Source organism: Vreelandella profundi (assembly GCF_019722725.1).
In the GTDB taxonomy this organism is placed as follows: domain Bacteria; phylum Pseudomonadota; class Gammaproteobacteria; order Pseudomonadales; family Halomonadaceae; genus Vreelandella; species Vreelandella profundi.
The window spans coordinates 1,931,016-1,946,362 of the sequence record NZ_CP077941.1; the positions used below are offsets into that span (position 1 = coordinate 1,931,016).

15 protein-coding genes and 1 pseudogene are annotated in these 15,347 nt (G+C 50.8%); 9 read left to right on the top strand and 7 right to left on the bottom strand.

The annotated features are described in order from the left end of the window. Positions 1–154 precede the first annotated feature (154 nt). Positions 155–1,093 (top strand): 23S rRNA (adenine(1618)-N(6))-methyltransferase RlmF, encoded by a 939-nt coding sequence (gene rlmF, locus KUO20_RS08855; RefSeq protein WP_235039521.1) that lies wholly within the window; start codon positions 155–157, stop codon positions 1,091–1,093. A gap of 141 nt (positions 1,094–1,234) precedes the next feature. Here the strand turns inward: rlmF and KUO20_RS08860 are convergent, their stop codons facing one another. The 4 genes from KUO20_RS08860 to KUO20_RS08875 form a co-directional block, all read right to left on the bottom strand. Further along, a complete protein-coding gene (locus KUO20_RS08860; protein ID WP_235039522.1) occupies positions 1,235–1,528 on the bottom strand; it encodes a HigA family addiction module antitoxin in 294 nt (97 codons plus the stop codon). Further along, the gene (locus KUO20_RS16800) at positions 1,528–2,040 is read right to left on the bottom strand and encodes a type II toxin-antitoxin system RelE/ParE family toxin (protein WP_235039523.1); all 513 of its coding nucleotides are present in this window, start codon (positions 2,038–2,040) and stop codon (positions 1,528–1,530) included. Before KUO20_RS16800 ends, KUO20_RS08860 begins: the two co-directional genes overlap by 1 nt. 151 nt (positions 2,041–2,191) lie before the next feature. Further along, positions 2,192–2,773 (bottom strand): hypothetical protein, encoded by a 582-nt coding sequence (locus tag KUO20_RS08870; RefSeq protein WP_235039524.1) that lies wholly within the window; start codon positions 2,771–2,773, stop codon positions 2,192–2,194. A 132-nt stretch (positions 2,774–2,905) separates the two neighbouring features. Further along, the gene (locus tag KUO20_RS08875; RefSeq protein ID WP_235039525.1) at positions 2,906–3,379 is read right to left on the bottom strand and encodes a hypothetical protein; all 474 of its coding nucleotides are present in this window, start codon (positions 3,377–3,379) and stop codon (positions 2,906–2,908) included. A 283-nt stretch (positions 3,380–3,662) separates the two neighbouring features. Here KUO20_RS08875 and KUO20_RS08880 point away from each other — a divergent pair. Together KUO20_RS08880 and KUO20_RS08885 are read left to right on the top strand one after the other, a co-directional pair. Then, positions 3,663–4,121 (top strand): annotated as a pseudogene (locus KUO20_RS08880) (phage integrase N-terminal SAM-like domain-containing protein). 212 nt (positions 4,122–4,333) lie between these two features. Then, on the top strand, positions 4,334–5,647 hold the full coding sequence (locus KUO20_RS08885; protein WP_235039527.1) for a hypothetical protein: 1,314 nt from the start codon (positions 4,334–4,336) through the stop codon (positions 5,645–5,647). 4 nt (positions 5,648–5,651) lie between these two features. On the opposite strand, the gene KUO20_RS08890 is transcribed toward KUO20_RS08885, so the two are convergent. Then, a complete protein-coding gene (locus tag KUO20_RS08890; protein WP_235039528.1) occupies positions 5,652–6,173 on the bottom strand; it encodes a zinc ribbon-containing protein in 522 nt (173 codons plus the stop codon). A gap of 161 nt (positions 6,174–6,334) precedes the next feature. On the opposite strand from KUO20_RS08890, the gene leuS reads away from it, so the two are divergent. From leuS to KUO20_RS08920, 6 genes are all read left to right on the top strand, one after another. After that, complete coding sequence (leuS, locus tag KUO20_RS08895; RefSeq protein ID WP_235039529.1) at positions 6,335–8,920, top strand: leucine--tRNA ligase; 2,586 nt, start codon at positions 6,335–6,337, stop codon at positions 8,918–8,920. Continuing rightward, a complete protein-coding gene (locus tag KUO20_RS08900) occupies positions 8,917–9,429 on the top strand; it encodes an LPS-assembly lipoprotein LptE (RefSeq protein WP_235039530.1) in 513 nt (170 codons plus the stop codon). The genes leuS and KUO20_RS08900 overlap by 4 nt, the downstream gene beginning before the upstream one ends. Beyond that, positions 9,426–10,493: a DNA polymerase III subunit delta gene (holA, locus tag KUO20_RS08905; RefSeq protein ID WP_235039531.1), complete on the top strand. Its 1,068-nt coding sequence runs from the start codon at positions 9,426–9,428 to the stop codon at positions 10,491–10,493. The genes KUO20_RS08900 and holA overlap by 4 nt, the downstream gene beginning before the upstream one ends. 155 nt (positions 10,494–10,648) lie before the next feature. Then, positions 10,649–11,053: a PA2779 family protein gene (locus KUO20_RS08910; protein WP_235039532.1), complete on the top strand. Its 405-nt coding sequence runs from the start codon at positions 10,649–10,651 to the stop codon at positions 11,051–11,053. 10 nt (positions 11,054–11,063) lie between these two features. Continuing rightward, entirely contained in the window at positions 11,064–12,002 is a 939-nt protein-coding gene (locus tag KUO20_RS08915; protein WP_237673746.1) for a PA2778 family cysteine peptidase, read from the top strand. Positions 12,003–12,274: 272 nt separating this feature from the next. Continuing rightward, the gene (locus KUO20_RS08920) at positions 12,275–13,468 is read left to right on the top strand and encodes a GGDEF domain-containing protein (protein WP_235039534.1); all 1,194 of its coding nucleotides are present in this window, start codon (positions 12,275–12,277) and stop codon (positions 13,466–13,468) included. A 35-nt stretch (positions 13,469–13,503) separates the two neighbouring features. Here the strand turns inward: KUO20_RS08920 and sthA are convergent, their stop codons facing one another. Next, positions 13,504–14,895, bottom strand: coding sequence for a Si-specific NAD(P)(+) transhydrogenase (gene sthA / locus KUO20_RS08925; RefSeq protein ID WP_235039535.1), 1,392 nt, complete (start codon positions 14,893–14,895; stop codon positions 13,504–13,506). 91 nt (positions 14,896–14,986) lie between these two features. Then, positions 14,987–15,241 carry a (Na+)-NQR maturation NqrM gene (nqrM, locus tag KUO20_RS08930; protein WP_235039536.1) on the bottom strand — a complete coding sequence of 85 codons (255 nt, stop codon included), beginning with the start codon at positions 15,239–15,241 and terminating at the stop codon, positions 14,987–14,989. Positions 15,242–15,347: the final 106 nt, after the last annotated feature.

Sequence of the window (15,347 nt, forward strand, 5' to 3'; positions counted from 1 at the left end):
ACGCTTGGCTGGATCAGCATGGCAGAGAGTATCGCGCAGGGCTGGTGGCGGAAGGTAAGTGTTGAAAGTGATGCGCCTAGCATAAGCAAGCGTTATCAAGCGTACTTGCATACAATGTAAGTCCATTTGAACGCCAAGCCTCAGGCCTATTACTGTGACCACCCTGCATCGAAATGAAAAAAGCCGAGCTAAGCCTGTTGGCAAAGGCCTACACCCGAAGAATCTACACAACCAAGGCTATGATTTCCCAGCGCTCGTAAAAAGCCACCCTGCTCTAGCCCCCCATGTAAAACCGAATGCTCATGGCAAGCTTTCTATCGATTTCGCAGACCCTTTGGCAGTTAAAACGCTTAACGCCGCGTTATTAAACCGCTACTACAATATTGCCGATTGGGATATTCCAGATGGCGCGCTTTGCCCTCCCATCCCAGGCAGGGCTGACTATATCCATTACATGGCCGATTTAATTGGGCTTGAGCGCGAACAGCCCAGCATCAAGCTGCTCGATATAGGAACGGGGGCGAATGGCATCTACCCGCTACTGGCCTGCCAAATTTACGACTGGCAGTGTGTGGGTAGTGACATTAACGCTCAATCGCTTGAGAACGTAGCCACGATTATCACCCGCAACCCCACGCTCAAAGATCGCTTCACGCTGCGCACGCAGCACGATAAAAACCATATGTTTGAAGGTATCATTCAAGCTGGGGAGTTCTTTGACGTCAGCGTATGCAACCCACCCTTCCATGCTTCCCTTGATGAAGCACTGAAAGGCAGCCAGCTTAAGCTCAACAACCTGGCGCGTAGTCGCGGTGAGCAAAAAGCAAAAACCAACTCTCCCACTTTGAATTTTGGTGGGATGGGGGCAGAGCTTTGGTGTAAGGGAGGCGAACAGCTGTTTCTTAAAAAGCTAATAAAAGAAAGCCAAGTGTATTCAACTCAATGCCGCTGGTTTAGCAGCCTGGTTTCAAAAGCCGACAATGTAAAACCTGCCACGAAGTTGATGCGTAAGCTCGGTGCCGTTGATATACGGGAAATAGAGATGACGCAGGGAAATAAGATGACGAGGATATTGGCCTGGACATTCATCTGAGGCGTTTTTGAGGTGACGGATGAGCATGCTGATCACTCTTCGTCTGTTTTCCCCTACCAAAACCTAGGCATCAGCTGGGTTTTCTACAGCCTCAACGCTATACACAGTGGTGCGCTTTAGCGCATCCACTACTGTGGCTTGTTAAGCTGCTTCGAAATCTAGCGGATGAATATCGTCCAAATTCAGTGTGCTGCGGGCTACCCAAAGATCGTACATATCTTGCATCGCAAGCCAGCTTTCGGGAGAGCGGCCGACCACTTTTGAAAGCCGCAGAGACATCTCAGGGCTTACGCCACTATCTTTCTTAAGAAGCCGAGACAGAGTAGAAGGCGAGACACCGAGACTTGAGGCTAGCCGACGTGAACTAATGCCAAAAGGCTCCAAATATATATCCCGGATGAACTCACCAGGATGCGGGGGATTATGCATGATCATCAGTGATAATCCTCGTAACCAAGTATGTAAGCGTTGCCGTCACGAAATTCAAACGTCAGGCGCCAATTGCCATTGACCCAAACTGACCATCGCCCTTTGTCTGTACCTTTCAGTACGTGCAGCCGGAAGCCCGGGATATCCATGTCATCCACTGACACTGCAGTATCAAGGGCAGCAAGCTGCATGCGCAGTTTTTTGGCATGATCAGCCTGTATACCTGACGCGCTACCCGTCGAGTAGAATCGTTTCAGCCCTTTGTGACGGAATGATTTAATCATTGCACAATAGTAGCACGATGCGCACCACGCAACAATAAGTGAGCGCCTAAGCTCAGTTTCGAAGGAGGGTCCGGTCGCATCGTTGCGATACTTGGGATGGAAAACCGACAAATCCAATTTATGCTCGATCAGATAATGCACCGCGTATTCAAAAATGCCTGGCTGGAGCTTGTCTTGATAGTTGATCACGACCATTGCGCTCTGATCGTGATTATAGGGGTTGAAGCGCGGCATGCTGACCACTCCCCTTGATCTTACCAAAACTTAGGCGTCAGCGGAGTTTTTCTACAGCCTCAACGCAAAGCTAAGCGGCGAGCGAATGCGAGTCCACAGCCCGCCGCGTAGCGGTAAATTTAGGGCTTATGCTTCAGCGACTTGTTAATTTCTAACTAGGCTTAAGTGAATATTTCTCAACTAGCTCAGGTTCAATCACATGAGAAGATAGCTGCATATAAGCAACTGCGTATTCATTACATTTTTCAACAATTTCAATCATTTCGAGTTTATGGAAATCTTCAGAGCCAAATTTTGCAGCCATCGAAAAATCTGCACATAACTCAAAGAACTCCTGAGCTTCACCCATAATTTTATTTATATACGGAATATAATCTGGGAAATACAACTGAATTAAAATGTGGACCTTATTCACCCGGCTATCAATACTCATCAACAACTGACTCATTTCCGATGCCGTATAGTTTTTACTGAAATTATTAAACCAGCTATCAAAAACGTCTTCGACACGAGCTATATCTAAAACTTGAATATTAATAGCTTCAATTAGCTCTTCTTTTTTCTTTAATCTTAACTCTTTATCTTTAAGTGCAACTTCATGCTTATGAGCCATTTTCTGACGCCAATCCAACCATAGTTGACTCAATATGACTGCGAATATTGCCAATATACCAGTACTTAATGTGGCTATGGATTGATTTGCCTCTAAATATGTAAATAGTTCTTTAAACAACCTAGCACCTCAAAACCTTAAGGAAAAAAAAAGAAATTAACGCCCGGCTTACCGAGCAAATTTTTGTTGGCGGCTTTTGTGCATATTTTGCACAAAAGGTGGCGGCGAAAATTTGTCCGGTGCAGCCGTTTGTTAGGAGTTGGCTGCACGAACCAACCCACCTTCGTGTTCTTTGCACCAAATATTTACAACCTTGGCACAGTTGAGCATGGCCTCTGGTGGGAAATGCGTAACAACTTCACCGTATCGAATTTCATTGGGGTACACAGAGCCACCAGCGAGGCTAGAATCTAGCAACTTGCCTACAGTGCCATTTGCTATGTTTGGCACAACTTCTTTACTACGAATAGAGGTTGCTCTCTGGTTTGTGCCAGTGATTTTACAAGTACCGATGACATTAAGCAGATCATCGAGTTTATGTGAGTGCTTTTTAAGTTCATCTGGCCTATAGCCACAGCTCTCCAATAGAGCTTTTAGGCTAATCTCACACGAGAGACAACTTAAATATAATATGGCTCTGCCTGCTTCCTCTTTCTCAGAAGAACTATGAAAAATTGCTTCAGCTGATTCGATAAGCCTTTCTGAAAATTCTAAACTATATTCCATGCTATGAAAGAGTCCTAACAGGTATTAGACAGCGCGTCCTATGATTGGGCGAACGCGCCAGCATGTTTACTTAGCAAATGTAGCCCACCTGTTCGCATATAACCACATGATTTTAAATTAAATTAAATTAAATTAATATTAATTAGGCTGTATTTTCACAATTCGCACGCTTGCGCGTTTAGCCAAACTCAATAAAACTGTACATCCATACACCATCATGGTCGATGACCAAATGGATATGCAAAACAACCCACCGAAGCTAATGAATCGTGTCAAGGCAGTGATGCGGGTAAAGCACTACAGCCCACGTACTGAAAAAGCCTACTGTTATTGGATACGCTAATTCATTCGCTATCATGGCATACGTCACCCTGCCACTATGGGCCCTTTTGGGGTGCAGGCTTTTCTTAAGCACCTTGCCGTTGAGCGATACGTAGCAGCAACGCTGAATCAAGCGCTTAACGCACTTGTATTCCTCTATCGCCATGTACTCAATAAGCCACTGGGCGATATTGGCACTTTTTCCCGAGCTAAACGCCCACGTCGACTACCCATTATGCTATTAAACCAGTTATCTGGCTCGATACATCTAAATGGCTATTTTGATGTATGGCTCGGGGCTGCGGCTCATCGAAACATGCCGTGTGCGCTGGATCGTAAGTATCCAAACGCGGGTATTTCCTTGGGCTGGCAATGGCTGCTTCCTGCAAGCCGCCCATGCTGTGATAATGCCGTTGTATAAAAGCGTTGCCTCTGGGGCCAACAGTTTGTTGGTTGCATTGGCCTAGTACCGCTCTTCGCTCGTTACCACGCACTACATGATGTGGTTGTGCATTTAGTGGCACCAATTCTCCCCCGTGCGTAAAAATCTCTTCCTTTTGCTACATAACACGTTGCTGCTAGCCTTCTGCCGTAAATCCGATTAGCCTGCTAATTCATTACTAAGGGTTTGACATGCAAGAGACAACTTCATGGCAGCGCTTGGCAGGCGTGCTGATTCTGCTTAGTTTAATTGCACAAATTATTGGTTTTACTGACTGGCTTTCCACCGCACACGCGGTGAGCTATTTGCTATGGGCGGCGGTTGTGTTGCTGTGGCGAGATATTCCGAGACGCTCAAGGCTTCAGGCGGGCGTACTTATCGCGCTTGGTGTGCTGATGTTGTTAGTAGCAAGGTTTGTGTACGGTGCGGAGATAGATTGGCCCAGCATGTTGCAAGGCAACATTTTTGTGGTCTCGATGCTGGTGGGGGTTAGCTTTATCTCTCTGATTGGTAAGCAAGGCAATAAAGGGGCGACGGGGCAGCGGGTAACCGGTGCTGGCGGTGTGCTGAGAACGTGGTTGGGCGTTCACTTCCTGGGTACCATCTTAAATCTATCGACGGTGTTGATGGTGGGCGACAAATTGGCCCGCCGTGGGCCGCTCACGACACCGCAGTTATTAGCACTCAACCGAGGTCTTTCCAGTGCGGCACTGTGGTCACCGTTTTTTGCCTCCATGGGGCTTGTCCTCGCACTGGTGCCGGACGTTCAGTACGCGCAAATTGCCATCGTAGGGTTTCCTCTGGCGATGCTATCAGGGCTACTCACCACGCTGGAGCTAAAACGCCGCTTTGATTTAACCGAAGTCGATGGCTTTTCTCTAGCGCCAAGCAGTTTGATGATGCCTGTGGTCATGGCGTTACTGGTGATGCTATTTCACTTCTTGCTCACACCAACCCTTTCCATCATCAGCATTATCACTTTCCTGCTGCCCTGCGTGGCGGTGCTGAGCAACCTACGCGATGGGCCGCGCTTTACTCTGCGGCGCATTCTTCAGCACACCACTACCCGACTACCCGCCATGCGCGGTGAGCTTTCACTGTTTTTAGCGGCAGGACTTTTGACGATTGGACTTTCGACACTGGTAACGGCAGTGGCAGGCAGCGACTGGACACTCTTCGCACGCTTTGGCACACCGCAAGCAATGATCAGCTTTGCGGCGATTACCTTAAGCGCATTAGCGGGCTTGCATCCGATTATTGGCGTGTCGGTGCTGGCGTCAATGCTCAATTTACACAATGGCGAGCAGACCCTGTTTGCGTTTGTCGCATTAAGCTCGTGGGCAGTAGGCACTAGCGTAGGGCCACTTTCAGGCATCAATCTATCGCTACAAGGCCGCTACGGTGTGAGTGGCTATCGTATGATGAAAAACAATCTTCCCTATGCTGCGGTGATGAGCCTGCTTTCGCTAGGGGCGATTGCAGGCATCAGCTTGATGGTTATTTAGCAGATCACGTTTCGATAATTTTATTAGGGAAGCGGTAGAAATAACGATGGCCACACTCATGACAGGGCTCTAGGCGCGCCACGGTGGGCAGCGTGACCTGGGCATCGCAATGTACGCAGGCCATTAAGCCGGGTGCGGCCATTTCGCCTTCGCAGTAATCGGCGCGGGCTGCTTCTAAATCATCCTCGAAGCGTTCACGGTCCACTACGCTGCGATCGGCAACTGACAGCAGTGATTCCGCTACGCGCCGGGAAAGGCCGTCCAGGTCGATACCTAGCCAGCTGGCTACCTGCTTACCGGTATCGGCCATGTAGTAGCGCATGTCTTTCAAATCGCGCTCTACCCAGGCTCGCAGCAGGGCTAGCTCGTCTTTGGTGTATTCTTCAAGGTCTGATTCGAATTCAACCGCATCGTCCAAATCCTTCTGTAAGTTTTGCCAAGTTAGCTCGTTAGCGCCTCCCTGCATCCGCTCTAACAGTCGTTCGTAGCCTTCGCGTAGGCGGTTGTCATTCTGATGTTCACTCATGGTGCCTCTCCTTTTGTCGACGCATGCAGTTTCCTATCATCGGCTTACCGTTCAAGGATACACCTGCATAGGATACAATCAGCCTTACTTATCTGACAGATGTCATCTCACATTCACTTTGCGCCCCTTTTGGGCGAATACGCCAAGGCATGAATAAACCGATGGACGCACATTATAGCCCTCGTGAAATTGAACGCGACGCCCAGCAGTACTGGGACAAACATCAGTGCTTCAAAGCAGTAGAGGACGCGAATCGCGAGAAGTTTTACTGCCTTTCCATGTTCCCCTACCCCAGCGGCAAGCTGCACATGGGGCACGTGCGTAATTACACTATCGGCGACGTCGTATCGCGTTTCCAGCGCATGCAGGGCAAAAATGTCATGCAGCCCATGGGCTGGGACGCATTCGGCATGCCGGCGGAAAATGCCGCCATCCAAAACCAGGTCCCGCCGGCCGAGTGGACTTATCAAAACATCGACTACATGCGCAATCAGTTGAAGGCACTGGGCTTTGCCTACGACTGGAGCCGCGAGTTCGCCACCTGCGATACTAGCTACTACCGCTGGGAGCAGTGGTTTTTCACCAAGCTAGTCGACAAAGGCTTGGTGTATAAAAAGATGTCAACGGTAAACTGGGACCCGGTTGATCAAACCGTACTCGCCAACGAACAGGTCATTGATGGCCGTGGCTGGCGTTCCGGTGCGCTGGTTGAGCGCAAAGAGATCCCGCTGTGGTTCTTGAAAATTACCGATTACGCTGAAGAGCTGCTCACGGACCTCGATAAAGTCGAGTGGCCGGAGCAGGTTAAAACCATGCAGCGTAACTGGATTGGCAAATCTCGCGGCGTCGAGCTGACCTTTGATGTGAAAGACGCCGATGGCAATGCCAACGAGCCGCTAGCGGTCTATACCACTCGTCCTGATACGCTATTAGGCGTGACTTACGTCGCGGTAGCCGCCGGCCACCCGCTGGCCAAACAGGCGGCTGAGCAGAACGCTGAGCTTGCCACCTTCTGCTACGAGTGCGCCAAAGGCGGCACTTCAGAAGCGGAAATGGCCACCAGAGAGAAGCTGGGCATGGCCACCGGCCATCGGGCAATTCACCCGCTGACGGGCGATGAAGTGCCGGTGTTTGTCGCAAACTTCGTGCTAATGGAGTTCGGTACTGGCGCAGTAATGGCCGTACCCGCTCATGACCAGCGCGACTGGGAGTTTGCCACTAAGTACGGCATTGAAATCAAACCGGTCGTTGCCGATGAACACGGTAAAGCGCCTGACCTTTCCGAAAGCGCCTATACCGAACATGGCGTCTTGATCAATTCAGGCGAGTTTGATGGCCTTGAGTTTCAAGCAGCCTTCGACGCCATTGCCGCGAAACTTGCCGCACTTGGCCGCGGCGAAGTAAAAACCAACTTCCGTCTGCGTGATTGGGGCGTTGCCCGCCAGCGTTATTGGGGCGCACCCATCCCGGTTAAATACGGCCCTGAAGGCCAAACGGTACCGCTTACCGATGCAGAGCTGCCGGTATCGCTGCCCATGGAAGTCACTGTGGACGCCTCTGGCTCGCCGCTGAAAAAAATGCCGGCGTTCTCTGATCTGGGCGACGGCTGGACCCGCGAAACCGACACCTTTGACACCTTTATGGAGTCATCCTGGTACTACGCGCGCTTCTGCTGTGCCGATAATACTGAAGCAATGCTGGATGAGCGCGCCAACTACTGGCTACCGGTTGATCTTTACATTGGCGGCATCGAACACGCCATTCTGCATCTGCTTTATGCCCGCTTCTTCCACAAGCTAATGCGCGATTTTGGCTTGGTGGATTCTGACGAGCCATTCCAACAGCTGCTGACCCAAGGCATGGTTATTGCCGAAACGTTCTTCCGCATTAAAGATAACGGCGGCAAAGAGTGGTTTAACCCGGCAGATGTTGAAGTGAAGCGCGACGAGAAAGGCCGCCCGCTCAGCGCCCTTTTAATGAGCGACGGGCACCCAGTAGAGATGGGCGGCATCGAGAAGATGTCCAAGTCGAAAAATAACGGCGTTGATCCGCAGTCGATGATCGATAAGTTCGGTGCGGATACCGTGCGGCTATTCATGATGTTTGCCGCCCCGCCTGAGCAATCGCTGGAGTGGTCTGATTCCGGCGTTGAAGGCGCTCATCGCTTCTTGAAGCGCCTTTGGCGTCAGGTCAATGAGCACATAGCCGCCAGCACCCCGGGCGCGCTGAATATTGACGCGCTCAATGACGACCAGAAAGCGCTGCGGCGCAAAACTCATGAGACCATCAAGAAAGCCAGCGATGACATTGGCCGACGCACTACATTCAATACCGCGATTGCCGCCGTTATGGAGCTTTCCAACGCCATCGGCAAATTCGACGATACGTCTGAGCTGGGCTTAGCGGTAAGCCGCGAAGCCTTGGAAGCGGGCGTCTTGCTGCTAGCGCCGATTACGCCTCACTTGTGCCATAGCCTGTGGGAAACGCTGGGGCATAGCGGCCCTGCCATTGAAGCAACTTGGCCGGTGGTTGATGAATCTGCGCTGACCCGCGATAGTATTGAGCTCGTCGTGCAGGTTAACGGCAAGCTGCGCGCTCGCCTTGAGGTGCCCGCCAGCGCTGATAAAGCGTCTATCGAAGCACTCGCCATGGAGCATGAAAACGTTCAGCGCTATATTGAAGGCAACACGGTGCGCAAAGTTATCGTGGTGCCGGGCAAACTGGTCAACATTGTGGTGAGCGGATGAAACCCTTAAATGCCTTAACTCGTCGACGTTTTCTAGCGACCAGCATCGCCGCCTCAGCGGCGGTGCTACTCAGCGGCTGCGGCTTTCAGCTACGCGGCCGTGATTCGCTGCCCACCCTGCCCACGCTTGCGTTAGAAGGCGATAACAACAGCGCGGTTGCTCAGCAGCTAACGACGCGCCTGCGGCAGCTAGGCACTCAGGTGGAGCCTGGCGCCCCTTGGCGTGTGACGCTTGGCGCGCCGTCGCTCGTTGAGCGTCGCTTGGGCGGTGATGGCCGCGCAAGTCGCGAGCACGAACTCACCCTGAGCATATCGCTGTCCGTGCAAGAACGAGCCTCTAACGCCTACCACATCAATAATTCGACGCTGTCCTCTAGCAGCCGTATTCGCGTTAATGATGATGACTTGCTCAATCGCGAATCTCTGTTTGCAGAAGCTGAGCAAACGCTGGCTCGTGAGCTGTCGCAGCGGATCATCGAACGCCTTGCCAACGTTGAGGGTATGCAGTGAAAGTATTTGCCGACCAGCTACCCGCTGCCTTGGCAAAGAAGCTGCCGCGCGTGGTCATTGTGGCCGGCGACGAGCCGCTACAGCATCGCGATGCCTGCGATGCGGTAAGAACCATGGCCCGTCAATCTGGTATCGAAGAGCGAGAAGTACTGGACGTTGAGGCGAACTTTGCCTGGGGGCGCTTGATTGAAGTAGCCAGCAATCTCTCGCTCTTTGCGACCAATAAGCTGCTGGAATTACGGGTAGGCAACCACAAACTTGGCCAAGACGGCAGTAAAGCGCTGGCACAGTACGCCGAAACCTTGGATAACAGCGACGACATACTCCTCATCAGCATGGGGAAGCTAGACGCCAAGCAGCAAAAAAGCGCCTGGTTTAAAGCGTTAGATAAGCAAGGTTTGTTTGTACCGGTATGGCCCGTCGATGCCTCGCGTTTGGGTTATTGGCTGCGTGACCGCGCCTCGCGACACGGCTTACAAATAGACCTGGATGCGGCGCGCCTATTGGGCGAACGCACTGAGGGCAATTTGCTCGCCGCTGATCAAGAGCTGCAAAAACTAGCGTTGATTCACCCTCAAGGCATGCGCTTGAATGTAGAAAGCATTGCCCAAGGAGTCGAAGACAGCACTCGGTTTGATGTATTTAATTTGGCCGACGCCTGTTTGAAAGGTGAGCCCAGTCGCGCGTCTCGCATTGTTAATGGATTAAAGAGTGAAGGCATAGAAGCGCCGATTGTGCTTTGGGCGCTGAGTCGCGAGCTGAGAACATTGCTTTCGCTGCACCAACATCTGGATCAAGGGCAAAGCTTTGAGCACGCCTGTAAAACGCAGAAGCCGATGATTTTTGACAAGCGGCGCCCTGCTTACCAAAAAGCCATCGCCCGCCTGCCCATGAAGCGTCTTCACAAACTGCTGCTAATGGCACAGCGGCTAGATCTAGCCGTAAAAGGCGCAGCGGCCGTTCCCCTATGGCCTGGGCTACATGATTTAGCCATGACCATTGCCGGTGGCCGTGGGCTACTCGCAGAAACGGCCTGGACCTATCGCGTGAATGCGCACGGTTAATCGGCAGTGTAAGTGCGATGATGAACACCCGTCTTTAGTGCAAATAATGAGTACTTTTGCTCTTGGGCTTAAAAATGTGGCAAATTATTTCTATACTGTTGATTCAAGCGACAAAAAAGCTTGTACTCCCCCTGACTAGTCTAAGGAACAAGACGATGAAATCATTGCGTGCTTACCTCTCTACCCTGCTGATTGCGGCGCTCGTTATTACCAGTTTGCCCGTCGCTGCAGCGCCTGTTACGCCTCACTCAATGGATCTAGTCTCTACCCAATCTGTTTTAGCAGGTGATCGTGCTGGCGCTGATCGCGAGCGTATTAATGAAGTGTTAGCTCGCGCAGATGTGCAAGATCAGCTACTAAAGCAGGGTGTTGACCTAGACGAAGTAGATGCGCGTGTTGCGGCGCTTAGCGATTCTGAAGCGCAGCAGATGGCTGATCAGCTAGACCTAATGCCTGCTGGTGCGGGTGGCGGCGTTATCGGCGTACTGTTTGCGGTATTTATCATTCTGCTAATTACCGACATTCTCGGCCTGACAGACGTATATCCGTTTACCCGTTGATAGGCAGCACATGACCAACACGTTTTTTTACGCCCGCTTTGCGGGCGTTTTTATGATACTCCTGCTCCTTAGCGCCTGTGCCCGTAATCCGGTATTGCTACAAAGCAGCTACAGCAACCTTCCCGCGCACGCTGAAATAGACAGCGTGCCGTTTTACGCTCAAACGGAATTCCAATGCGGGCCTGCCACGCTTGCCATGGTGCTTAACTATCAAGACGTGGACGCAGAAGTTGATACGCTCATTCCCCAGGTGTTTTTACCCGGGCGCGATGGCAGCGTACAGCCCGAAATGCTGGCAACCGTTAGACGCTACGAGCAGCTGGCATATCCCGTTCGTGGCACGATGGATGCGTTACTCGGCCACTTAGCGGCAGGTGACCCGGTGGTGGTGATGCAGAATTTATCTCTACCTATTTATCCTATGTGGCATTACGCCGTTGCGATTGGCTATGACCTGCCTAGCGAAACGCTGATTCTGCGCAGCGGTGAGATTGAACGCCATACCATGTCATTTAGCCGCTTTGACGCGACCTGGGCGCGCACCCATCGCTGGGGATTTGTGGTCGCAGAGCCAGGCTCATTACCTGCCGGCATTACCGCACGCAATGCGCTAGAAGCCATTAGCGCCTATGAAGAAACCCATGGGGCTCAAGCAGCGCTTTCAAGCTGGCAAACGTTTGTAGAGCACCACCCTGCTGATGCAATTGGGCAGTTCGCGCTAGGCAACGCTCTTTATGCAGACCAGCAACCCGACCAAGCGCTTCAGGCATTTGAGAAGGCAACCGACATTGACCCTAAGATGGGCGCGGCCTGGTTAAATAGCGGCCTCCTACTTCTTCAAAAAGGATCGACTGATTTAGCTAGAGACGCATTAACTCAGGCGGCTTCACTATCAGGAAGTTGGCAGGACAAAGCACTCTCCGCATTAAGCACGCTAGATAATCATTAGATTTCAGCACTTTATAAGGATAGCTATTAAAATAACAATAATAATGAGTAAAGCTATAATCTCGCAATTAGTAAAGTTGAGGGATGGCACACATTGCATACAAGTGCTTAAGTTGCATGAGGAAGAATCCATGGGCTACCTAACCAGCGAGGGAGCGGTGCCATGCAGAATCTGTCTTTTCAGCCAAAGCGCTATAATCAGCCCAGGAAGCTATTATTAAGTCAGCATAAGAAAATAAATGGCGTCATTACGAACTACACGCTGGCCAAATAATGATTATTCATCATTGTTTTCGCCAGCCAAGATGGCGCTTTGCCGTTATTTTCGCACTGATGCTTTTGATATTGGCAGCTGCCACCGAGCGCTATGTGAACACTGCTTGGCAAAAGGCCAGCGTCGATTATAGCGTGCTAGCGAATGATATTATGCTGGCGCAGCAGGTGCCTCTTCAGCTGCAGGCTGTCGCAAAAGAAACCAGCCAGCTAAAAGATGCCAATATTATTGAATATCTCCACTATTTTATATTTCTTTCTCAACAACAGTTAGACAACTTGCAAACCAGTATCGATAAACATCACTTTCTTATACCCGGCGTTGCCTATCTTAGAAGCCATTTTATCGACCTTAATTATCAACTCATTAGATTAGCCCAGCGCGCCCGCATAGCTGAGGAAAATTCCGAACATATTGCCCTCTTAAAAAGCGATGCAATGGCGCTGGGCGATCAACAGCAGTGGCTTTATAACAAGCTTCTTGATGAAATTCACACTGTTTCATTACAACAGCGCACCGTCATGCGCCATCTCTGCATCGCTATTAGTATTTTGCTGGCATTAGTTATCAGCGCGGCCTTTACACTCACCATGGCAGCTTTCTATCTTTATCGGCAGCGTAATCAAATGCATAAGTTGATGCTAACCGATGAGTTAACCGGACTTTATAATCGCCGTCATTTAGTCAACGTCGCATTTGCAGGACTGACTCAGGCTCAGCGGAATAAAACCTCGCTAAGCGTGTTACTAATAGATATCGACAAATTCAAATGTATCAACGACACCTACGGTCATCCGGTGGGTGATGATGTGCTGCGTCAGGTCAGTAAACGGCTGGAAAAATTGTGCCGTCCATCCGACACCTTAGCGAGAGTTGGTGGCGAAGAATTCTGCCTATTGATGCCCAATACGTTGACGCACGACGCACTACAGGTGGCCGATAGGCTGCGCAATGAGATTGCATGCATGAGGCTCGACAGTATCAACGGGGTAGCTGCCACCATCAGTATCGGCGTCACGACCAGCGACGGTGGCGCTCACATTTTTGAGCATCTGTATTGCTACGCCGATAAAGCGCTCTATCAGGCCAAAACATTTGGACGTAACCGTGTTGAAAGTCTGCTTCCACCTGATATCTCTTTTCAAGCCGACGGCGAAACAGTATTTCTCCATCAGCTTGAGGCCACCCATTAAATACCCAGTGATAAGGCTTGATGGGTAAAGCGCGATCAGAAAACGCGATTTAAACCATTTTGGGCAGCCACTCGGTAAGCTTCTGCCATCGTCGGATAGTTAAAGGTCGTGTTAACAAAGTACTTTAGGGTATTGGCCTCGCCCTTCTGCTGCATAATCGCTTGGCCGATATGTAAAATTTCAGAAGCCTGGTCGCCAAAGCAGTGAATGCCGAGTATTTCCAGGGTGTCTTGGTGGAAAAGAATTTTAAGCATGCCTACGATATCGCCCGTAATCTGCGCCCGGGCGGTATCCTTAAAGAAAGCCTTGCCGACTTCATAGGGCACTTTAGCTTCCGTCAATTCGCGTTCATTGGCCCCGAATGAGCTGATTTCAGGAATCGTATAAATGCCTGTCGGTACATCGCTGACAAACCGATACTCTTTATCGAGCAGCTCATTACACAAGTTCAAGCCTTGATCGTAAGCGGCGCTGGCAAGACTGGGCCAACCTATTACATCGCCAGCCGCATAGACATGCGAAACCTCGGTACGATAATGCTCGTCGACACTTAGCTGCCCCCGGCCATTCGCACTCAGGCCAATATTCTCCAGGCCCAGGCTGTCAGTGTTACCGGTACGGCCGTTGGCCCATAAAAAAGCGTCGGCGCGCAGTTTTTTACCTGATTTCAAATGCACTATTACGCCAGACTCATCGCCTTCCACGCTTGCGTATTCTTCGTTATGGCGAATCAGAACACCGTGCTTACGCAGATGATAAGAAAGGGCATCGCTTATCTCATCGTCCAAGAACGACAGTAGGCTGTCGCGGTTATTAATGAGATCAACTTTGACGCCTAGACCTGAAAAGATCGATGCATACTCACAGCCAATGACACCGGCCCCGAAAATCACCAGCGTACGCGGGGTGTGCGAGAGGCTTAAAATAGTATCCGAACAATAAATACGCGGGTGACGGAAGTTAATATCCGCCGGGCGGTAAGGGCGCGAGCCTGTAGCAATGACTATTTTCTTAGCGACAAGCTCTTCCATGCCTTCTTGGCGATCACGCACTACTAAAGTGTGTTCATCTTTAAAACGGGCGACGCCATGGAACAGATCAATACGATTGCGCGCGTAAAACGTGGTGCGCATCTCTACCTGTTTGTCGATGGTTCCGCGTGAGCGCTCCATCACTTTAGGAAAAGAGAACCAGCGTGGCTCACCAATATCGCGAAACATTCGGTTTGTGTTGAACGCCATGATCTGTTTGACCTGGTGGCGCAATGCTTTAGAAGGGATCGTTCCCCAGTGGGTACAGTTCCCCCCCACCTGGGCTTGTTTCTCAACAATCGCTACGCGCTTGCCATGCTTTGCAGCATTGATGGCAGCGCTTTCCCCTGCAGGCCCCGTACCGATTACCACGACATCGTAATTGTGAACCGCCATACTCTCTGCGTCTCCCTCTTCCCGTTATACTCATCTCTCGTGATAAGCGCTGCTCGTTTTAAACAGACGCTTTTCGCTTAGCACATAGCGGCTATCGACGGGTCACATCGTAACCTAGATCGGCGCCGCGGCTTTCGTCACTGCGGCGACGAATACTGCCTTGCTTGCGGTTCTCTTCTTCACAAACTTCGTCTTTACCGCCGCAAATATCGCAACCTTCTTTTAATCCGAGCTGATTCAAGCCGCCACAGGTGCCCGCAATGGGTTTACGCCCCATAAGCACACCCACTGCCATGGCACACATGATCAGTGCCATAAAACCAAATGCCAGTAGCCAAATAGTCATATCAATCTCCCAACACGGCCTATTTTCATAGTGATGCTTTGCTTGCACGTAAATTGTCTCTTGCAAGTAACTGTCGACAGCTGGCCTGCCAAGAAGTGCCTTACAA